This is a genomic window from Ideonella flava, assembly GCF_051857595.1.
Classification (GTDB): Bacteria; Pseudomonadota; Gammaproteobacteria; order Burkholderiales; family Burkholderiaceae_C; genus Ideonella.
The window spans coordinates 1-19,114 of record NZ_JBPZHD010000014.1 but is presented as its reverse complement, the minus strand read 5'-3'; the positions used below and the strand labels follow the sequence as shown (position 1 = coordinate 19,114).

The window sequence follows — 19,114 nt, the reverse complement described above, 5'->3', positions numbered from 1 at the left end:
CCCCGGTGCTGTTAGTTGTCTTGCGGCCGCCTGCCGCCGGTCTCCATCAGCGCGGGCGCGTCACAGGCGTACTTCACGAACGTGACCAGCTGGTTCTGCAGCACGTTCTGGTACGACAGGTCGTCGGTCCACTCGGTCCACGGACCGCGGTTGTTGCCGAAGACGACGATCGAGTCGTTGCCGGCACCGCTCCAGAAGTTGCCGAAGATGTAGGTCTTCGCGCCCTTCACGACATAGTGGCCGCCCCAGGCCGAATAGGTCGTGCTGTACCAGGTGCCATCGCCGACGAGGCAGATCTGCTGCAGGCCACCGACGTCGTACTGGCCCGCCGCCAGGCCCGCGTGGGCGAACACCGGGGCGGCGATGGCGGCCGCGGCCGTGAGGGTTCGGATGAGTTTCATGTTCAGCTCCCTGTGAAGTGGATCGGGCCTGCGCCCGGCACGGGAATGGCCCCGCGCCCTCGTACAGACGCCGTCGACAGTCAATACCTGACACGCTCGCCGAGGCGGCGGGCCCTAACCCCCTAACTGTGGGGGCTAACCGCTCAGGTTGGGGCGTGCCGAAAGACCAGCCGGGCTTCAGCCGACCTGCTGGTCGATTGCGGCGGCGGAGCCGGTCAGGGCGACCAGCGTGTCGGTGATCAAGGCCGTCGGAATGGCCTCCAGATAGCCGCGCAGACGCCCCTTGGCTTCGAAGCGTTCGCGGAAGCGGGAGGCGAAGAAGTGCTCTTCCATGCGGGGCACGATGCCGCCACCGATGTACACGCCACCGCGCGCGCCGAAGATCAGCGCCACGCTGCCGGCAAAGCTGCCCAGCAGCGAACAGAAGGTGTCCAGGCAGCGTCGGCTGGCTTCGTCCTGTCCGGCCAGGCCTTGCTCCAGGATGCGCTCGGCGGTCCAGGGCTTTTCCACCGCGCTTCCCAGCACCTGGACGACGGCCCGGTGAAGGACGGGCAGTCCGATGCCGGACAGCAACCGCTCGGCCGATACGTGACCGTACTCGGCACGCACCACCTGAAGCAGCTCGGATTCGAAGTCGTCGCCTGGAGCGAGCGTGCTGTGGCCACCCTCGCCGGGCAGCGCCACCCAGCCATGCGCTGTCTGCACCACCCCGGCGACGCCCAAGCCCGTCCCCGGACCGATCACCGCCATGGCACCCTGCGGGACCGGCGTCGCGCCGTGCGCCCTCAGTTGCCCGGGCGCCAGGCGGGGCAGGGACAGCGCCAGCGCCTCGAAGTCGTTGAGCACCTGAAGGCCCTGCAGCGAGAGCGCCTCCCGCAGCGCCTGGCGCGAGAAGCTCCAATGACTGTTGGTGAAGGCCACCTGGTCTCCGACGACGGCCGTCGCGACGGCGATCGCGGCGTAACGCGGGGGACAGTAGCCGCTGCCAAGTGCCTCTCTCAAGCCTTCCAGGTAGGTTTGCGCCGCATCGGCCGGGGTGGGGTAGTCGGGCACGGCCAGCTTGCGCACATGCGCGGGCGAGGCACCCGGGCCGTCGATCCAGCCGAAACGGGCATTGCTGCCACCGATGTCGGCCACCAGGCGGGGATAGGTCGAAGTCACGGAGTCACGGTCATCAGAAGACTGCAAGGCGATTTCCAACCGCCCCGGAACATCGTAAGGTAGCAAAACTACAGCCATTCGGCAAGAAATCGGCGCCAGCCTACCTCGTACGCCACCCATGGACGTAGTGCAAGTACAGCGGCCGCTGGGGCGGCTGGTGCCGAGGCAAAGCAGCTAACATGCCCGGCCATGACGCGAGCCGATCTCGTGGGTCGCCTGCTGGCCTTCATCGCGCGCCTGATCACCGGTGCCCAAGGCCACTGGAAGGGCTGCCCGCCGGAAGCCCTGCAGCGGATCTACTTCGCCAACCACCAAAGCCACCTCGATTGGGTGCTGATCTGGGCCGCCCTGCCCGGCGAGCTTCGGGCCCACACCCGGCCGATCGCCGCGCGGGACTATTGGACCGCCTCCCCCTTCAAGCACTGGCTGACGCGCGAAGTCTTCAACGCGGTCTACGTGAACCGGCAACGCACGGATGAGAACGACGACCCGCTGGAGCCCCTGGTGCAGGCCCTGGCGGCCGGTGACTCGCTGGTGATCTTTCCCGAAGGCACGCGCAGCCACGGTGGCGAGCCGCAAGCATTCAAAAGCGGCCTATTCCACCTCGCCCGCCAGTTCCCGCAGGTGCAGCTGGTGCCGGCCTGGATAGACAACGTGCAGCGGGTGATGCCCAAGGGCGAGGTCGTGCCGGTGCCCATCCTGTGCACCGTGACCTTCGGTGCGCCGCTCTCGCTCGGGCCGGAAGAGGACAAGCGCAGCTTCCTGGAACGGGCGCGCGCCGCGGTGGTCGCACTGCGGCCATTGGTGCTGTGAACATGGGCGCGCCATGCTGAACACCTTGCGCCACCTCGATGCGGAGCAGCAGGTCGCGCTGCTTTTCGTGATCGTCTTCGGCGTGCTGCTGGCCGTCAGCGTGGGCGACCTGCTGCTGAACCTGCAGGATCGCCCGCCCGAATGGGTGCGTCGCCACGATCGCTTCCAGCGAGACCTGCGCGCCATGTGGGTAGGAGCGGTCCTGTTCTGGCTGGCCTGGGTCTCGGGGCCGGTGGGTGCGACGCTGCTGTTCGGCATCGTCTCCTTCCTGGCCCTGCGCGAGTTCATCACGCTCAGCCCGACCCGGCGGGCGGACCACCGCAGCCTCATCGCCGCCTTCTTCATCGTGCTGCCCCTGCAGTACGTGCTCGTGGGCAACCGGAACTTCGACCTCTTCAGCGTCTTCATCCCCGTCTACGTCTTCTTCGCCATCCCCGTGCTGGGCGCGCTGGCCGGCGACCCGGAGCGTTTCCTGGAGCGCAACGCCAGCATCCAGTGGGGGATCATGGTCTGCGTCTACGGTCTGTCCCACGCGCCGGCGCTGCTGCTGCTGAGCTTTCCCGGCGAGCCGAGCGGGCGCGGCGCCTTCCTCGTGTTCTTCCTCGTCATCGTCGCGGTCGTCGCACAGGTCGTGCAGGAGACGGCGAGCCGCTGGCTGCGGCACCGTCCGCTGGCGCGCCAGATCAGCCGCTCGTTCTCGGCTCGGGCCTGGGCCCTGAGCGCGACCGCCGCCGGCGTCGCTGGCGCCCTGCTCTTCTGGATCACGCCTTTCAAGATCGCGCAGGCCCTGGCCATGGGCCTGCTGGCCGGCGGCGCAGGCACGCTGGGCGAGTTCGTGATGAAGGCGCTGAAGAAGGACGTGGGCGTGGCCTACTGGGGCAACCAGGCCGCCGTGACGGGCGCGGTCGGCCTGCTGGACCGCGTCGCGCCTCTGGCCTTCGCAGCCCCGGTGTTCTTCCATTCGGTGCGGTGGTACTTCAAGCTATGACTCGGGTCCTCGGCATCGACCCGGGGCTTCAATGCACCGGCTTCGGCGTCATCGAGCGCGAAGGCAGCCGGCTGCACTACGTGGCCAGCGGCACCATCCGCACCACCGGCGCGGGCGTCGTCCAGGGCGACCTGCCATCGCGCTTGAAGATCATCTTCGATGGCGTGCGCGAGGTGGCCGAGCGCTACCAGCCCAGCGACGCCTCGGTCGAGATCGTGTTCGTCAACGTCAACCCGCAGAGCACGCTGCTGCTGGGCCAGGCGCGCGGCGCGGCGCTCACGGCGCTGGTCACCGCCGGCCTGCCGGTGGCCGAATACACCGCCCTGCAGATGAAGAAGTCGGTCGTCGGCCACGGGCATGCCGCCAAGTCCCAGATCCAGGAGATGGTGATGCGCCTGCTCAACCTGCCCGGCCTGCCCGGCAAGGACGCGGCCGATGCGCTGGGGCTGGCGATCACCCACGCGCACGCGGGCGGATCGTTCGCGGCGATGGCGCAGGTCACCTCGCTGAACCGCCGCACCCATGCGCAGTTCCGCAAGGGCCGGACGTACTGACCGGCCCGCGGCCGGGCTTTTCGGGAAGGGACAGCACCATGTCGCACTCGCCAGTGACCTCGCAGTGGATAGACGTCGACGGCCCCGACGGGCGCTTCGATGCCTACCTGGCCCGGCCGCCTGCCGGACGAGGCCCGGGCCTGCTGCTGCTGCAGGAGATCTTCGGCATCAACGAGCACATCCGGGGCGTGGCGGATCAGTACGCGCTCGACGGTTTCGTCGTGCTCGCGCCAGACCTGTTCTGGCGCCAGGGCCACCGCATCGCACTCGGCTACGAAGGGGCCGACCGCGAGCGGGCCAATGCCTTGAAAAACGCGCTGGCGCCGGAGCAGACCTGGCGCGATCTGAAGGCCTCGCTGTCCACGCTGCGGGCCCGCCCGGAACACAGCGGCCGCACGGGCGCACTGGGCTACTGCCTGGGCGGGCGGCTGGCGTTCAATGCGGCGGCGTCGCTCGGCATCGACGCGGCAGTGGCCTACTACGGCGGCGGCATCCAGGATCAGCTGGCCCTGGCCGAGCAGATTCGCTGCCCGGTCCAGTTCCACTACGGCGAGCTGGACGCGCACATCCCGCCCACGGCCGTCGAAGCGGTGCGACAGGCGATGGCCGACACGGACGCCGAGGTCCACGTCTACCCCGGCGCGGGCCACGGATTCAACTGCTGGGCGCGAGCCGGCTATCACCCCGCCAGCGCCGCCCTGGCGCACGGGCGCACCCTGGCGTTTCTCGCCACGCTGTTCTGAGCTTGGCTGCTCAGCGCACCCGGGTGGCCGCCGGCGGGCGCTCGGCCTGCGCCATGTCCGGCGATTGCGGCGCCAGTTCGGCCTCCCACAACTCGAGGTGAAGGCGCCGGCCGGGCGTCTGCTCGACGTCGGCCACCGCCACGCGCCGCGGCGGGCGCGCCAGCGCGGCCAGCAGCGAGGCCTCCGGCCGACCGGCACCGACGATCAGGATGGGCTGCGGTTGCGCAGAGGGCCGCAGCGGCACGCTGAGCTGGAAGTGGTCGTGCGGCAGCTCGCCGGGGGCGCGCCAGGCCGTCCACTGTGGCGCCAGCTCGCGCCAGGCATAGGCACCGTTGGCCAGCACCGCGCGGTCTTCGCCGAGGACCAGCGGCGCCGCCAGGTCAGCACCGTTCACGCCGGTCTTGGCCCAGTGCTCGCGCACCGCCGGCTTCAGCAGGTCGAAGGCCTGGTCCCAGCCGCGCATGCGGGCCCAGACATCCAGCTGCCGCGGCAGAGGGTGGTGCAGCCAGTGGGCGAGGTCGCCGGCCAGGGTCAAGGCGCCGATCAAGACCGCCTGGGCTGCCAGCGCGGCATACCAGCCGCCCAGGTGGCGTGCCCGGCGCTCGGGCCGCAGCCACAGCACCAGGCCGAGGATCGTGCCGATCAGCACCGGCGCCGCCCAGTTCAGCTCGGCCTGGGCATGCAGCGCCTGCGCGGCTCCGATGGCGGCCAGCGGACCGGCCAGCCAGGCGGCCATCCACGCGGCTTCTCGCCGGGTGGGCTGGCCATCGTCTTCGTGGGAGTTCGCCGTCAAGGGGGCGTCGCCGCGTGCGCGCCAGGCCCACAGCAGCATCCAGGGCACGACGACCGGACCGACCAGCAGCAGCAGCCCACCGAGATAGCCGCCCACGGTCTGCAGCAAGGGCTCCGATTGGGCCCCGACGGTGATCTCGGCCGTGTGGCGCAGCGTGGGCCAGCCGTGGGCCGCGTTCCACGCCAGGTTGGGCAGGATGCAGAGGAAGGCCACCAGCGCCGACAGCGCCAGGCCGCGCGGCAGGCCGAGGCCGCCGGAGCGCCTGCGAGGCACGGTCAACAGCACGCCAAGCGCCGAGATGGCGAAGGCCGCCATCGTGTACTTGGACATCAGGCCCAGCCCACCCCACAGCCCCAGCATCAGCCAGTCGATCCGGCGGCCGTCGCGCCAGGCCCGCCAAAGCGAACGCGCGGCCAGGGACCACATCAGCAGCAGCGGCGCGTCGGTCGTCGCCGCCAGGCCCAGCAGGCCCGCCACGGGCGAGGCGATGAACAGCAGCGCGGCCAGCCACCCGGCGCGCTCCGCGCGGGCGTCCGGCTCGGCGGCCACGTCGGCGGCCACCTCGCCCACCCAGCGGTACAGGACCCAGGCCGTCAGCGGATAGCACAGCATGGCCAGCGCCTTCACGCCCAGCAGGCCGTCCCCCAGCAGGGCGGTCGACAGGGCGATGATCCCGGCGATCATCGGCGGCTTGGAGTAGTAGCCCCAATCGAGCGCCTGCGACCAGGCCCAGTACTGCGCCTCGTCCACGTGCAGGCCGGCACCGACATGCACCACCGTCCAGGCGCGCCAGACCGTGAGCCCGAGCAGCAGCAGGGCCAGAGCACGACCGGCGCTCGAGGCCTCCCAGCCGAGGCTCGGCCGGGCCGACCGCTCAGGCCGGTCGGGCCTCCAACTGCGGGACGTTTCGCAACGCGTGCCGGGTTTCATGCATGTCTTCCTTCTTTTTCGCGCCGGTCACCGTCTCACGGCAGGGCGCGTTCCTCCCCGCCGAGCGCCTTGTACAGGGCCAGGCGGTTGAGCAGTTCGCCCAGCCGCGCCAGGACCAGGGCCTGGTCGGCAGCGGCCAGCGAACGCTCGCTGTCCAGCAACTCGATGAGATTGGCGGCGCCCGACTCGTAGCGCAAGCGCGTCAGGCGCAAACGCTCGCGTTCGCCGGCCTGCAGTTGCTGCTGCGCCACGGCCTGGTCCCGCCAGGTGGCCTGGGCAACCAGCGCGTCGGCCGCCTCGCGGAACGCGGTCTGGATCGCCTTCTCGTACTGGGCGACCGCGATGTCGCGACCGAGCTTCGCGCTTTCGAGATTCGCCTGGTTGCGGCCGGCGTCGAAGATGGCCATCGCCGCGTTGGCGCCAAGCGTCCAGGCGAAGGTGCCGGAGTTGACCAGGCCTGACAAGGTGTCGCTCACCACGCCCGCGCTGCCGCTGAGCAGAATGCGCGGGAAGAACGCCGCCCGGGCCGCGCCGATGTTGGCGTTGGCCCCGATCAGCGCCTGCTCGGCCTGGATCACGTCCGGGCGCCGCAGCAACAGGTCGGACGACGCCCCGGCCGGCACCCCGGCCAGCGCCTCGGGATCGAGAGAGCCGGCCGGATGGAAGCGCTGCCCCTGCGCCGCAGCGCCCTGGCCTTGCGGCTCGCCCACCAGCAGCGCCAAGGCATTGGCATCCTGGGCCGACTGGCGCTCGAACTGGGCCACGCTGGCGCGCGACTGCGCCAGCAGGCCGCGGGTGCCGTGGAGCTCGATGTCGGACGCCGCGCCGACCTGCACCCGCAGCTCCGTGAGCTTCAGCGTCTGCTCGCGGCTGGCCAGCGTCTGTTTCGCCAGGGCCAGCTGTTCCTGGTCGGCCGCCAAGGTGAACCAGGTCGCAGCCACCTGCGTGACCAGCGCCAGGCGGGCGGCCCGCGCGGCGGCCTCGGTGGCCAGGACGTTGGCCGACGCCGCATCGCTCAGGCTGCGCACGCGGCCGAACAGGTCGACCTCGTAGCTGCTGACCTGCAGGCCGGCCTGCAGGGTGGTGGTCTCTTCGCCGCTCACGACGCTGGGCGCGCGGTTGGCCGCGAAGGCCGCCTGCACGGTGGGCCAGCGGTCCGCATCGGTCAGGCGCAAGGCCGCGCGGGCACGCTCCACGTTGAGCAGCGCGACGCGCAGGTCGCGGTTGTTCTGCAGGGCCTGGGTGACGAGCGTTCGCAGGCGCTCGTCGCGCAGCAGCTCGTTGACGCCCGGCAAGGCAGCGTCACTGGCCGCCGCACCGGCCGGCAGCTGGGCCGGCACCGGCAGCGCCGGGCGCTGGTAGTCGGGGGCCAGGTTCATGCAGCCGGCCAGCAGCGCCACGGACAGCAGCGGGCCCGCCGCCAGGGCACGGGTGTTCAAGGCAAGGCGGCTCATCAGTGGCCCTCCAGCTTCTTCTTCAGCTCTTCCTCGTCGGCCGACAGCGCGCCCGAGGAGATGGCCGTCGCATGGTGTGTCTCGTGGCCACCCGGGAACAGGCGCCGGATGACGACGAAGAACACCGGCACCAGCAGCACCGCCAGGGCCGTGGCGGTCAGCATGCCGCCCATCACCCCGGTGCCGATGGCCCGCTGGCTGGCCGAGCCCGCGCCGGTCGCGGTGGCCAGCGGCAGCACGCCCAGGATGAAGGCGAACGAGGTCATCAGGATCGGCCGGAAGCGCAGGTGGCAGGCCTCCAGCGTCGCCAGCAGCAGGCTCTTGCCCTCGGCCTGCAGGTCCTTGGCGAACTCGATGATCAGGATCGCGTTCTTCGCCGACAGGCCGATGATGGTGATCAGCCCGACCTTGAAGTAGACGTCGTTCGGCATGTCACGCAGCCACACGCCGGCCAGCGAGCCGACCACGCCCAGCGGCACGACCATCAGCACCGCCACCGGGATGCTCCAGCTCTCGTAAAGCGCCGACAGGCACAGGAACACCGCGAGCATCGAGAAAGCCAGCAGGATGGTGGCCTGGGCGCCCGAGATCTTTTCCTCTCTCGACTGGCCGGTCCACTCGTAGCCGAAGCCGGGCGGCAGCTGGGACGCGAGCTTCTCCATCTCGGCCATGGCCTCGCCGGTGGAGATGCCGGGCGCCGCGTCGCCGGCGAGCTTCATCGCCGGATAGCCGTTGTAGCGCACGGTCTGCAGCGGCCCCTCGACCCATCGCGTGGTGGCGAAGGCCGAGAACGGCACCTGCTGGCCCTTGCCGTTGGGCACGTACAGCTTGAGGATGTCCTCCGGCTGCATGCGCGCCGCGGCCTCGGCCTGCACGATCACCCGCTGCAGGCGGCCGGCGTTCGGGAAGTCGTTGACGTAGGTCGAGCCGAGCGAAGTGGCCAGCACCGAGCCGATGGCATCGAAGCCCACGCCCAGCGCTGCCGCCCGTTCACGGTCGACGTCGAGCTGCAGCTGGGGTGCGTCCTCCAGCCCGTCGGGTCGAACGCCCTGCAGCAGCTTGCTCTGCGAAGCCATGCCCAGCAGCTGGTTGCGCGCGGCCACCAGCGCCGCGTGGCCATTGCCTCCGCGATCCTGCAGGCGGAAGTTGAAGCCGGTCGCGGTGCCGAGCTCGGGGATGGGCGGCGGCGAGAGCGGGAAGATGAAGGCATCGCGGATGCCCATCAGCGCGCCGAAGGCCTTGCCCGCCAGCGTCTGCGCGCTGTGCTCCTTGCCCTTGCGCTCGTCCCAGGGCTTGAGCGGCACGAAGGCCAGGCCGGCGTTCTGGCCGGAGCCGCTGAACGAGAAGCCGAGCACGCCAACGACCTTGTCGACTTCGGGCTGCTTGAGGAAGAAGCTCTCGACCTGCTGCATCACCGCCTCGGTGCGGGTCTGCGAGGCGCCCGGCGGCAGCTGCACGTTGACGATCAGGTAGCCCTGGTCCTCGTTGGGCAGGAAGGAGGTCGGCAGGCGGTTGTACATCAGCACGACCGCGCCGATGATCGCCGCGTAAAGCGCGAGGAACCACGCGGCCCGCGGCAGGATGCGCGCGACCACCGATTCGTAGCCCTTGGCTGTGCGCTTGAAGCCGCGGTTGAACCAGCCGAAGAAGCCCTTCTTTTCGTGGTGATCCGCCGGCACGGGCTTGAGCAGCGTGGCGCACAGCGCGGGCGTGAGCGAAAGCGCCATGAAGGCCGAGAACAGCATCGAGGACGCCATCGACAGCGAGAACTGGCGGTAGATGTTGCCCACCGAGCCGCTGAAGAACGCCATCGGCACGAACACCGACACCAGCACCACCGTGATGCCGACGATGGCACCCGTGATCTGGCCCATCGCCTTCTTGGTGGCCTCGCGGGGCGACAGGCCCTCCTCGGACATGATCCGCTCGACGTTCTCGACGACCACGATCGCGTCGTCGACCAGGATGCCGATGGCCAGCACCATGCCGAACAACGTCAGCACGTTGATCGAGAAGCCGAGCGCGAGCATGACCGCGAAGGTGCCGGTCAGCGCCACCGGCACCACGATGGTCGGGATCAGCGTGTAGCGGATGTTCTGCAGGAACACCAGCATCACCACGAACACCAGCGCGATCGCCTCGACCAGCGTCTTGACGACCTCCTCGATCGAGATGCGGACGAACTTGGAGCTGTCGTAGGGGACGTCGTAGCCCACGCCCTCGGGCATGTACTGCTGCAGCTCGCCCATGCGCTTCTTGATCGCATCGGCCGTGGCCAGCGCGTTGCCGGCGGGCGCGAGCTGCACGCCGATGCCGTTGGCGGTCACGCCATTCAGGCGCGCCGAGCTGACATACGCCTGGCCCCCGAGCTCGAGCCGCGCAACGTCCTTCAGGCGCACCGAAGAACCATCGGTGTTGGTGCGCAGCAGGATGTTGCCGAACTGCTCCACCGTGCCCAGCTGGCCGTTCACGTTGATGGTGGCGTACATCGTCTGGCCCTGCGCCGCCGGCAGGCCGCCGATGGTGCCGGCCGAGACCTGCAGGTTCTGCGCGCGGATGGCGCTGTTGACGTCGGCCGTCGACAGGCCGTAGCCCACCAGCTTGGCCGGGTCCACCCATACCCGCATGGCGCGCTCGGTACCGAACAGCACGGCCTGGCCGACGCCCGGCACGCGCAGCAGCTCGGGCACGATGTTGCGTGCCGCGTAGTCGCCCAGCGCCACCGGGTCGTAGGCCGGGTTCTTGGACGACAGCATCACGAACAGGAGGAAGTTCGAGCGCGCCTTGTCGATGCGCACGCCCTGCTGCGTGACGACCGCCGGCAGCCTCGGCGCGGCGCGCGAGAGGCGGTTCTGCACCTCGATCTGGGCGATCGAGACATCCGTGCCCGGCTCGAAGGTGACGGTGATCGTGCCGGCGCCGGTGGCATCGGCGCTGGATTCCATGTAGATCAGGCCCGGCGCGCCGTTGAGCTCCTGCTCGATGACGGAGAGCACCGAGTCCTCGAGCACCTTGGCCGAAGCGCCCGGGTAGGCGGTGGTGATGACGATGGCCGGTGGCGCGACGCTGGGGTACTGCGCCACCGGCAGGCGCGTGATCGCCGCCGCCCCGATGACGACGATGAACAGCGCGATGACCCACGCGAAGATGGGCCGGTCGATGAAGAAGCGGGAGTTCATGGCGTGGCGACTCCCGGCTTCAGCGGCTGGCCGCCGAGGCTGGCCGCCGCGCCCGACGCCGCCGGTGCGGCGCCAGCCGGCACGCTGGCGGCTGCGCTGGCCGGTGGTGTCCACGGCACCGGCTGCACCGGCGCCTTCGGGCGGATCTTCTGGAAGCCGTCGACCACCACCTGTTCGCCGGCCTTCAGACCGTTCAGCACGACCCACTGGCTGCCCTGCGTGCCGCCCAGCTGCACCGGCCGCGGCGCCACCTGGTTGTCGGCTCCGACCACCATCACCGTGTCGCCGCTGGCGCCGCGGGTGACGGCCTGCTGCGGCAGCAGGATCGCGCCGCTCGTCTGGGCCTGGTCGACCTTGACCTTCACGTACAGCCCGGGCAGCAGATCGCCCTTGGGGTTGGGCACCTCGGCACGGACCGTCACCTGCCCGCTCGTCGGGTCGACGCTCAGGTCGGAGAAGAGCAGCCTGGCAGGCTGCGCGTATTCGGTGCCGTCCTCCATCACGAGGCGGGCCCGGGCGCCGGTGGCGGACTGCAGCTTGCCGGTCTCGAAGGCGCGCTTCAGGCGCAGGGCCTCGGTCGCCGACTGGGTGATGTTGACGTAGAGCTTGTCGGTCTGCTGGACGGTGGCCAGCAGCGTCGCCTCGGCCTGGCTGACCAGGGCGCCCTCGGTGACCTGCGCGCGGCCGATCCGGCCGGCAATGGGTGCCTCGACCTTGGCGTACTCCACGTTCAGCCGGGCCTGCGCGACGGCCGCTTTGGCGGCGGCCACGTCGGCCACCGCCTGCTTCTGTGCCGCCTGGGTCGCGACCCAATCCTGCTGGCTGATCGCGCGCGCCTCGGCCAGCGGCCGGTTGCGCTCCAGCAGGGCCTGGGCCTGGGCCAGCCCCGCCTCGGCCTTGGCCTGGGTGGCGACGGCGCTGTCCAGCGCGGCGCGGTAGGCTGAATCATCGACCTGGAACAGGCTTTGGCCGGCCTTGACGAGGCTGCCCTCTTCGAACAGGCGCTTCTTCACCACGCCAGTCACGCGGGCCCGCACCTGCGCGATGCGCCAGGCCTCCAGCCGGCCCGGCAGTTCGGTAGCGATCGTCACGGTCGACGGTTGCACGGTCACCACGCCCACCTGCGCAGGCGGCATGCCGCCGCCAGGACCGCCTGGCGCGTTGGCGCCGCCTCGGCCGCAAGCCACGAGCGCGGCCGCCGACAGGAGGGACAGGGCCGCCAGGCCCAGCGAGCGCCGCAGCGCAGAAAGAGGAACAGGCATGGCGACAGGGTTCATGGAGATCCTGGGGCGACGAACAAGGACGGCGACCTTCGACAACAAGGTCGGGCGGCGCTGGGGGCCTGGTGACAGGGGAAGGCCGCGCTCAGTCGGGCCTGATGCAAAGCCCGCGGAGCTGTGAAGGCGGCGAAGTATACATACAATCGCGTATGTATGTTGCCACACCCCTGCTGCCAACGTCGTGTCAGCAGGGCGGCATTCGAGTAGTCGCCGCGGTGGTCGATCGACCCAGCGGCGGGAAATTTGCCGTGGATCAGTGCACCGCTGCCCGCTTGGGGTTTTTATAAGTCCCGGCGGCCCTACCATCCGGATCACTTCTCACCCAATGACTGCGCCTGCCTGACATGGTCCGCCGTACCAAAGCCGAAGCGGAGGCCACCCGCCACCAGATCCTCGACGCCGCGGAACGCGAGTTCCTGGCCCGGGGCGTGGCCCACACGCGCCTGCAGGACGTGGCCACCGCGGCCGGCGTGACACGCGGCGCCATCTACTGGCACTTCGCCGACAAGGCGGCCTTGTTCAACGCGATGATGGAGCGGGCCTGCCTGCCCTGCGAGGCAGCCGATGGCTGTGACGAGGCCGGCTGCGGCGATCCCCTGGCCCAGCTTGCGGCCAAGGCCATGCGGCCGCTACGGGCCCTGGCGGAGAACGAACAGGTGCAACGCGCCTTCCGAATCGCCATGCACCAGACCGAATACACCGACGAGCTCGCCGCGGTGCAGGCGCGATACATCGAGGGCATCACCGAGTTCCAGCAGGAGCTGTCCGAAGTGCTCTCCCGCGCCGAGAGCGCCGGCTTGTTGCGCGATGGCCTGTCGCTCGGCACCGCCGCGCTGGGCCTGTACGCGCTCGTGGACGGCCTGATGCACCACTGGACGCTGCAGCCCGGCGGCTTCGATCTGGTCGGGTGCGGCGAGGCCGCCGTGAAGGCCTACCTCGACGGCCTGCGCACTACAGTAGCAGCGCGAGCCGTTCCAGCACCAGCACCGCCAGCGCACCGATCCCCGCCAGTACGGTCCATTTGACGATCACCAGCCCGCGCCGGCGCCAGACCGGATTGCGGGTGGCGACGTAGGTGGCCAGACACATCAGGCCGGCCAGCAGCAGCAGGCCGAAAAGCAGGCGGAAGATCATCATCTGGTCAGGTTTGCGATCGAGCCGACGGCGTGAGGGATCGCCGCAGGGCCGCCCCAAGGCGATCGCTCCCCCTCGGGGGGATCGGCGCCGCAGGCGACGCAGGGGGCTGGATCACCACGCCGGCGCCAGCTCGGCGAAGCCCGCCGGCGCGGTCGCCTCGTCCTCGAAGCTCACGTACTCGTAGGCGCTGCCGTCGGCCAGCAACTGGCGCAGCAGCTTGTTGTTCAGCGCGTGGCCGCCGCGATAAGAGGTGTAGGCGGCGAGCAATGGGGCGCCCGCGATGTAGAGGTCGCCGATCGCATCGAGGATCTTGTGCTTGGCGATCTCGTCGTCGTAGCGCAGGCCGTCGCTGTTGAGCACGCGGTAGTCGTCGATCACGATCGCGTTGTCCATGCTGCCGCCCAGCGTCAGGCCGCGTGATCGCATGGCCTCGACGTCGCGGGTGAAGCCGAAGGTGCGGGCGCGGGCGATCTCCTGCTTGTAGCGGCCAGAACCCATGTCGAAGGTGACCTCCTGCCCGGTGGCATCGACCGCCGGGTGGTTGAAGTCGATCTGGAAGGTCAGCTTGAAGCCGTGGTAGGGCTCCAGCCGCGCCCACAGCAGCCTTTCACCCTCGCCCTCGCGCACCTCCACCGTCTTCTTGACCTTGAGGAAGCGCTTGGGTGCGTTCTGCAGTTCGATGCCGGCGCTTTGCAGCAGGAAGACGAAGCTGGCCGACGAGCCGTCGAGGATGGGCACTTCATCGGCCGTGATGTCGACGTACAGGTTGTCCAGCCCCAGGCCCGCGCAGGCCGACATCAAATGCTCGATGGTCTGCACCTTGGGGCCGCCGGGCTGGCCGCCGGGCGAGATGGTGGAGGCCATGCGGGTTTCGCTCACCGAATCGAAGCGCACCGGGATGTCGACCGGCGCGGGCAAGTCGACGCGGCGGAAGACGATGCCGGTGTTCGGCGCCGCCGGGCGCAGGGTGAGCTCGACCTTCTGGCCGCTGTGCAACCCGACGCCGACGGCGCGGGTGATGGATTTGAGGGTGCGTTGCTTCAGCATGGGGCAACGCGCATTGTCCCTCAGGGCCTTTCGCCGCGTTGTAAAGGCAGGTCAAGCCGGACGCACGTGCCCCGTCCCGGCGAGCTGTCGATCGTCAGCCGCCCGCCCAGCCGGGCAGCGCGTTGCACGAGGTGACGCAGCCCGCGTCCGCTCTCGGCCGCAGCGGCCTGGAAGCCCCGCCCGTCGTCCTCGATCAGCACCTGCACCTGCTCGGCGTCGTGGCCGGTGGCGATGCGCACCGTGCGGGCGCCGGCGTGCTTGAGCACGTTCGTCAGCACCTCCTGGAAGATGCGCAGGATCTGCAACGCATCGGGCGGGTTCAGCCAGGGCAACGGCGGCAGATCGTCGACCTCCCAGCGCATGGCGAGCCCGGCGGCCTCGAGCCGGCGCCCGAGGCGGTGTCGCAACGAGGCCAGCAACGTGACCAGGTCGTGCTCGATGGGCTCCAGCGAATCGATCACCAGCCTGAGGTCGTCGACGCACTCGCGCAGCAGGGCGGCCAGGGCATCCTGCTGCAGCATGCCCTGCTCGGCCAGCACCAGCGATGACATCAGCGTCGAGCCGAGGCCGTCGTGCATGTCGCGCATCAGGCGCTGTCGCTCGATCAGCAGGGCCTGGTCCCGCTCCACCTCGCGCAGGCGCTCGTGCTTGACGCGCAACTCCGCCTCGCGCGCGGCGAGTCGCTCCTCCAGCCCGGCGTTGACCCTCTCGACCTGCTCCATCGCCGCCGCGTAGCGTTGCTGCACGGCAAAGAGAAAAGACAGCAGCACCAGCACGATGGCGAACGGCAGCACGTAGACGGATTCGACCGACACCAATCCCGCGATCAACAGCAGGTCGTGCGCCCCCAGCAGCTCGGACAACCAAAGCACGGCCACGATGACGCGGAACTCGATCGCGCCGCCGCGCCAGGCCACCACCGTCAGCCAACCGGTGACGACCAGGGCCACGATCGCGTTGACCAAGTGCTGCTGCACCAGCGAAGACAGCAACGAACCCGGCACCGGCATGGTCAGCAGCGACATCGCCACCACGAACACGACCAGCGCCCGCTCGACCCGCGGGTAGCTGCGCGCGTCGAAGCGGAAGGCGAACAGGTAGATCAGCATCATCACCCACGACAGCGAGGCGTTGGTGGCCCACCAGAACCAGCGGTAGGCCACCGGATCCGCCGGCATGTCGATGACGTAGTGCAGGCTGCGCAGGGTCCACACCACCGAGCTGAAGAAGAACAGCAGGTAGGCCTGCTCGTGCCTTCGTCGCAGCCAGTACAGCAGCGCGAACAGGCCCAGCGCGAGGAAGGTGAGCGAACCCACCTCGGGCACGGTCAGCTGCAACGCGCGGCGCCAGCTGTCCCTGCTCGCGAGGATCTCGCGCGGGCCGACAGCGATGCGCGAGACGCGGTGCTGGCCCGTGTCGTAACGCACCAGGCCCACGGCGAGGCGCAAGGTGGCGCCCGCAGGCGGCGCCGCCCCCAGGTCGACGAACACGGGCCGGTTCCACTGCTCGCGCCAGCGTTCGGAGCCGTCCCATTTCAGCTTCCACTGCGAGCCGTCGTGCTCTATCACCTGCACCGCTCCGCCGGTGATGCGGGGCACGTACAGCGCCAGCGCGCCTTCGACGCCGGGCGGCACGACGTAGTCGACTCGGTACCACCACACCTTCAGCGGCAGCGGCGCGGCCATGGCGGGCAGATCCGGCCGCGGAGCCTCGTGCAGTGGCAGGGCGACGCCATGCCAGGCCGCGGCATCGTCGGGCTCCGGCGCGTCGACCTGTGGCCGGGGCCGGCCGTCCTCTTGCAGCAGGCTGGGGTTGAAGGGCCGCGAATGCAGCAGCGCCTTGTCGTAGTAGTGCGCTGCACTGGCCTGGCGATCCAGGGACAGGCTGGACCGGGCCAGCAGGCCCAGGGCGGCGGCCAGGACGGCCAGCACGACCAGGGCCCAGCCCGCCCTCGCCCGCAGTTGCCTGGCCCGCTCGGCCCGCCCGCCGGGGGATCCCGCAGGCCGGCCATCGACGCCCAGGTCAGTCACGCACCAACCCGAGCTTTCGGGCCTCGTAGATGGCCTCGGTCTTCGAGTGCACCTGCAGCTTGCGGTAGCTGCGTTTCACGTAGGTCATCACGGTGTGGCGAGAAACACCCAGCATGCGGGCGATCTCCTCGAAGCTGAAACCCTTGGCGGAATAGGTCAGCACCTGCCGCTCCTGCGGCGACAGCAGCGCGTCAGCGTCCGGCGAAGGCGCCGGCTCGGGGGCCAGTCGCAGCAGCAGCTGGCGGGCGATCACCGGGCTGATGGGGCTGCCGCCGGCGTGCAAGGTCCGGATCTGCTCGGCCAGGTCCGCCGGATGGGTGTCCTTCAGCAGGTAGCCGGTGGCGCCCGCCTCCAGCGAGGCCATCACGTGCGGCTCGTCGCCGAAGACGCTGACCACCATCACGTCGGTGGCCGGCTGGTGGACGTGGGCGTAGCGGATCAGCTCTATGCCGCTGCCGCTGGGCAGGCCCAGGTCGACCAGCACCACGTCGGGCTTGAGCTCGCGCAGCAGCAGCAGCCCCTGTGGAAGGTCGGCCGCGGTGCCGACCAGGCGCAAGTCGGGCGCCGCGCCTATCACGGCGGCAAAGGCGGCGCGGAAGCGCTCGTCGTCCTCCACGATCAGCACGGAGACGGTTTCCATGGTGTCGCGGCCTCCCCGACCGGATCTTTCAGGCGTCCCAGGGCAGCATGAGCGCGAGGTACAGCAACTGCTCGAACTCGGGCTGGAAGCGCCGGACGATGTCGTCCGGGTCGGGGCACAGCAGGCTGTCGGTGATGAGGCCGAACTGCACCCCGCCGGCGTAGCTCAGGATGCTCACGCCCACGCCGATGTCGCCGCTTTGCGGCACCCAGAACATCACCTGCTTGACGGTGCGCCCGCAGAACTTCAACGGCTCGGGCGGACCGGGCACGTTCGTCATCACGGCCGTGGCCTTCTTGGCGAACAGGTTCAGCAGGGCCGACTGCATGGGCTTGATCAGCAGGCCGGCCACCGCCAGCATCGCGAAAGCCATCACCGGCTGGTAGCCGCCCTTCAGTTCATTCATGCGCGCGCGCACCGCGCCCAGGCGCTCGATCGGGTTGGCGATGCCTACCGGCAGCACCAGCGGCACGAGGCCGAAGCGGTTGCCGAGCTTCCAGGCCTGGTCCAGCGGGCGCAGGTTCACCGGCACCATGGCGCGGATCTCCTTGCCTTCGGGATCGTCCCCGTGGGCGCGGAGGTAATCGCCGATGGCACCGGCCACGCACGTCAGCAGGACGTCGTTGATGGACGCGCCGAAGGCCTGGGCCACCACCTTGACCTCGGCCAGCGGCAGCGGCTCGCCCCACGCGACGCGCTTGCCGGGCGTCGCGCGGCCCTTGAGACGCGTGGGCGAATCGTCGGCCATCAGCGCCATGGCCGCGGCATCGCTGAGCACCTGGTAGCCGACGCGAGCCACGTCCATGCCACCGGCCAGGGGCTGCACCGGGTTGGCCATCAGCTCAACCGACTTCGCCATGCCCTCGCCCGTCAGGCCGATGGCCTTGATGGTCAGGTCCGTGACAGGCTTGAGCAGCGACTCGGTGAACCAGTCGGTCTCCGTGTCTTCGCCATTGGAGCGGGGCTTGCGCGCCGGCGGCGGCTTGCCTCCGTCGGTGATCGACAGCATCACCGAGATCAGCGCGATGCCATCGCCGATGCAGTGGTGGACCCGGGTGATGATGGCGCTGCGACCCGCCTCCATGGTCTCGACCAGGCGCAGCTCCCACAGCGGACGGCCGGCATCGAGCGGGGTGGCGGCCAGCTCGCCAACGCGGGCCTTCAGCGCCTCCAGCGGAGCCTGGCCCGGCGGCACGTCGAGCTCCTCGGCGACGACGTGGTCCGTGATGTCGAAACTGCCGTCCTCCACCCAGTTGGCACCCATGGCGTCCTCGACCACCTTCTGGCGGAAGCGGTCGTACAGCAGCAGGCTGCCTTCGACCCGGCGGCGCAGGTCATCGAGTGTCATCGACGGCTCGACCAGCCACACCCCGATGATCATCATCAGGTTGGCATCGGTGTCCATCCGCAGCCAGGCGGTGTCGACCCTCGACATGCGCTCGGACGTGACGGAAGCGAGGTCGGGCATGTGGGTGGCTCCCTCTAGATTCAGGCTTTGTCGGGCGTTGACGATGCTGGGTAACATGCCGCCCGTCAATCAGACTTTACCCAGCGGAGTGTGCGCCATGGCAGACCTCAAGGCCCGATTCGAGACCGCCGTCGCTGACAGCAAACAGTTGCCGGAAAAGCCCGACAACATGACGCTGCTCAAGATCTACGCCCTGTACAAGCAGGCCACGGCCGGCGACGTGGAAGGCAAGCGCCCCGGCTTCACCGACATGGTCGGACGCGCCAAGTGGGACGCCTGGAACGAGATCAAGGGCCAGTCGGCCGATGAAGCCATGCAGGGCTACATCGATCTCATCGAATCATTGAAATAGGGCCCCCACGGCCCCTTGCCAGGGGCCTGCCCCCCGAGATGCTATGGGGGAGGACCGCCTGCATCGGTATGCCCGTTGGTCTAAAACGGGCGTTCCGTGGTCTTCCATCTAGCGTGAAGGAGGTCGGCAATGAACGCGACGCAA

Annotated in this window: 17 protein-coding genes; 6 read left to right on the top strand and 11 right to left on the bottom strand. The window is 69.7% G+C overall.

Going from position 1 to position 19,114, the window contains the following annotated elements:
* Positions 1–11: 11 nt before the first annotated feature.
* Positions 12–401 carry a hypothetical protein gene (locus ACS5PM_RS26865; protein ID WP_439390945.1) on the bottom strand — a complete coding sequence of 130 codons (390 nt, stop codon included), beginning with the start codon at positions 399–401 and terminating at the stop codon, positions 12–14.
* A 177-nt stretch (positions 402–578) separates the two neighbouring features.
* Positions 579–1,562 carry a glucokinase gene (glk, locus tag ACS5PM_RS26860; RefSeq protein WP_439390944.1) on the bottom strand — a complete coding sequence of 328 codons (984 nt, stop codon included), beginning with the start codon at positions 1,560–1,562 and terminating at the stop codon, positions 579–581.
* Positions 1,563–1,751: 189 nt separating this feature from the next.
* Between glk and ACS5PM_RS26855 the strand changes: the two genes are divergently transcribed.
* Genes ACS5PM_RS26855 through ACS5PM_RS26840 form a run of 4 tightly spaced genes read left to right on the top strand, consistent with a single transcriptional unit; the run spans position 1,752 to position 4,660 of the window.
* Positions 1,752–2,375, top strand: coding sequence for a lysophospholipid acyltransferase family protein (locus ACS5PM_RS26855; protein ID WP_439390943.1), 624 nt, complete (start codon positions 1,752–1,754; stop codon positions 2,373–2,375).
* A gap of 13 nt (positions 2,376–2,388) precedes the next feature.
* Positions 2,389–3,363, top strand: a complete 975-nt coding sequence (locus tag ACS5PM_RS26850; RefSeq protein ID WP_439390942.1) for a phosphatidate cytidylyltransferase — start codon at positions 2,389–2,391, stop codon at positions 3,361–3,363.
* Entirely contained in the window at positions 3,360–3,917 is a 558-nt protein-coding gene (gene ruvC, locus ACS5PM_RS26845; RefSeq protein WP_439390941.1) for a crossover junction endodeoxyribonuclease RuvC, read from the top strand. Before ACS5PM_RS26850 ends, ruvC begins: the two co-directional genes overlap by 4 nt.
* 38 nt (positions 3,918–3,955) lie before the next feature.
* Positions 3,956–4,660, top strand: a complete 705-nt coding sequence (locus ACS5PM_RS26840; protein ID WP_439390939.1) for a dienelactone hydrolase family protein — start codon at positions 3,956–3,958, stop codon at positions 4,658–4,660.
* A 10-nt stretch (positions 4,661–4,670) separates the two neighbouring features.
* Here the strand turns inward: ACS5PM_RS26840 and ACS5PM_RS26835 are convergent, their stop codons facing one another.
* From ACS5PM_RS26835 to ACS5PM_RS26820, 4 genes are read right to left on the bottom strand one after another with little or no spacing between them, the layout of a single operon-like run.
* Positions 4,671–6,383, bottom strand: a complete 1,713-nt coding sequence (locus ACS5PM_RS26835; RefSeq protein ID WP_439390937.1) for a glycosyltransferase family 39 protein — start codon at positions 6,381–6,383, stop codon at positions 4,671–4,673.
* Between the two features lie 35 nt (positions 6,384–6,418).
* Entirely contained in the window at positions 6,419–7,837 is a 1,419-nt protein-coding gene (locus ACS5PM_RS26830) for an efflux transporter outer membrane subunit (protein WP_439390935.1), read from the bottom strand.
* A complete protein-coding gene (locus ACS5PM_RS26825; RefSeq protein WP_439390933.1) occupies positions 7,837–11,016 on the bottom strand; it encodes an efflux RND transporter permease subunit in 3,180 nt (1,059 codons plus the stop codon). Before ACS5PM_RS26825 ends, ACS5PM_RS26830 begins: the two co-directional genes overlap by 1 nt.
* Positions 11,013–12,293, bottom strand: coding sequence for an efflux RND transporter periplasmic adaptor subunit (locus tag ACS5PM_RS26820; RefSeq protein WP_439390932.1), 1,281 nt, complete (start codon positions 12,291–12,293; stop codon positions 11,013–11,015). Before ACS5PM_RS26820 ends, ACS5PM_RS26825 begins: the two co-directional genes overlap by 4 nt.
* 347 nt (positions 12,294–12,640) lie before the next feature.
* Here ACS5PM_RS26820 and ACS5PM_RS26815 point away from each other — a divergent pair, with 347 nt between their 5' ends.
* Positions 12,641–13,321, top strand: a complete 681-nt coding sequence (locus ACS5PM_RS26815) for a TetR family transcriptional regulator (protein WP_439390930.1) — start codon at positions 12,641–12,643, stop codon at positions 13,319–13,321.
* Here the strand turns inward: ACS5PM_RS26815 and ACS5PM_RS26810 are convergent.
* The 5 genes from ACS5PM_RS26810 to ACS5PM_RS26790 form a co-directional block, all read right to left on the bottom strand.
* A complete protein-coding gene (locus tag ACS5PM_RS26810) occupies positions 13,248–13,433 on the bottom strand; it encodes a hypothetical protein (protein ID WP_439390929.1) in 186 nt (61 codons plus the stop codon). The genes ACS5PM_RS26815 and ACS5PM_RS26810 overlap by 74 nt on opposite strands.
* Positions 13,434–13,544: 111 nt before the next feature.
* The gene (lpxC, locus tag ACS5PM_RS26805; RefSeq protein WP_439390928.1) at positions 13,545–14,480 is read right to left on the bottom strand and encodes a UDP-3-O-acyl-N-acetylglucosamine deacetylase; all 936 of its coding nucleotides are present in this window, start codon (positions 14,478–14,480) and stop codon (positions 13,545–13,547) included.
* Positions 14,481–14,500: 20 nt separating this feature from the next.
* A complete protein-coding gene (locus tag ACS5PM_RS26800) occupies positions 14,501–16,510 on the bottom strand; it encodes a sensor histidine kinase (protein WP_439390927.1) in 2,010 nt (669 codons plus the stop codon).
* A complete protein-coding gene (locus ACS5PM_RS26795) occupies positions 16,503–17,150 on the bottom strand; it encodes a response regulator (protein WP_439390925.1) in 648 nt (215 codons plus the stop codon). Before ACS5PM_RS26795 ends, ACS5PM_RS26800 begins: the two co-directional genes overlap by 8 nt.
* Positions 17,151–17,178: 28 nt before the next feature.
* Positions 17,179–18,618 (bottom strand): wax ester/triacylglycerol synthase family O-acyltransferase, encoded by a 1,440-nt coding sequence (locus ACS5PM_RS26790; RefSeq protein WP_439390924.1) that lies wholly within the window; start codon positions 18,616–18,618, stop codon positions 17,179–17,181.
* Positions 18,619–18,715: 97 nt separating this feature from the next.
* Between ACS5PM_RS26790 and ACS5PM_RS26785 the strand changes: the two genes are divergently transcribed.
* Positions 18,716–18,970 carry an acyl-CoA-binding protein gene (locus tag ACS5PM_RS26785; protein WP_439390923.1) on the top strand — a complete coding sequence of 85 codons (255 nt, stop codon included), beginning with the start codon at positions 18,716–18,718 and terminating at the stop codon, positions 18,968–18,970.
* Positions 18,971–19,114 lie beyond the last annotated feature (144 nt).

Coding starts and splice junctions, on each gene's coding strand:
- ACS5PM_RS26865 (WP_439390945.1), bottom strand. CDS start 401: ATGAAACTCATCCGAACCCTCACGGCCGCGGCCGCCATCGCCGCCCCG.
- ACS5PM_RS26855 (WP_439390943.1), top strand. CDS start 1,752: ATGACGCGAGCCGATCTCGTGGGTCGCCTGCTGGCCTTCATCGCGCGC.
- ACS5PM_RS26850 (WP_439390942.1), top strand. CDS start 2,389: ATGCTGAACACCTTGCGCCACCTCGATGCGGAGCAGCAGGTCGCGCTG.
- ruvC (WP_439390941.1), top strand. CDS start 3,360: ATGACTCGGGTCCTCGGCATCGACCCGGGGCTTCAATGCACCGGCTTC.
- ACS5PM_RS26840 (WP_439390939.1), top strand. CDS start 3,956: ATGTCGCACTCGCCAGTGACCTCGCAGTGGATAGACGTCGACGGCCCC.
- ACS5PM_RS26835 (WP_439390937.1), bottom strand. CDS start 6,383: ATGAAACCCGGCACGCGTTGCGAAACGTCCCGCAGTTGGAGGCCCGAC.
- ACS5PM_RS26830 (WP_439390935.1), bottom strand. CDS start 7,837: ATGAGCCGCCTTGCCTTGAACACCCGTGCCCTGGCGGCGGGCCCGCTG.
- ACS5PM_RS26825 (WP_439390933.1), bottom strand. CDS start 11,016: ATGAACTCCCGCTTCTTCATCGACCGGCCCATCTTCGCGTGGGTCATC.
- ACS5PM_RS26820 (WP_439390932.1), bottom strand. CDS start 12,293: ATGAACCCTGTCGCCATGCCTGTTCCTCTTTCTGCGCTGCGGCGCTCG.
- ACS5PM_RS26815 (WP_439390930.1), top strand. CDS start 12,641: ATGGTCCGCCGTACCAAAGCCGAAGCGGAGGCCACCCGCCACCAGATC.
- ACS5PM_RS26810 (WP_439390929.1), bottom strand. CDS start 13,433: ATGATGATCTTCCGCCTGCTTTTCGGCCTGCTGCTGCTGGCCGGCCTG.
- lpxC (WP_439390928.1), bottom strand. CDS start 14,480: ATGCTGAAGCAACGCACCCTCAAATCCATCACCCGCGCCGTCGGCGTC.
- ACS5PM_RS26795 (WP_439390925.1), bottom strand. CDS start 17,150: ATGGAAACCGTCTCCGTGCTGATCGTGGAGGACGACGAGCGCTTCCGC.
- ACS5PM_RS26790 (WP_439390924.1), bottom strand. CDS start 18,618: ATGCCCGACCTCGCTTCCGTCACGTCCGAGCGCATGTCGAGGGTCGAC.
- ACS5PM_RS26785 (WP_439390923.1), top strand. CDS start 18,716: ATGGCAGACCTCAAGGCCCGATTCGAGACCGCCGTCGCTGACAGCAAA.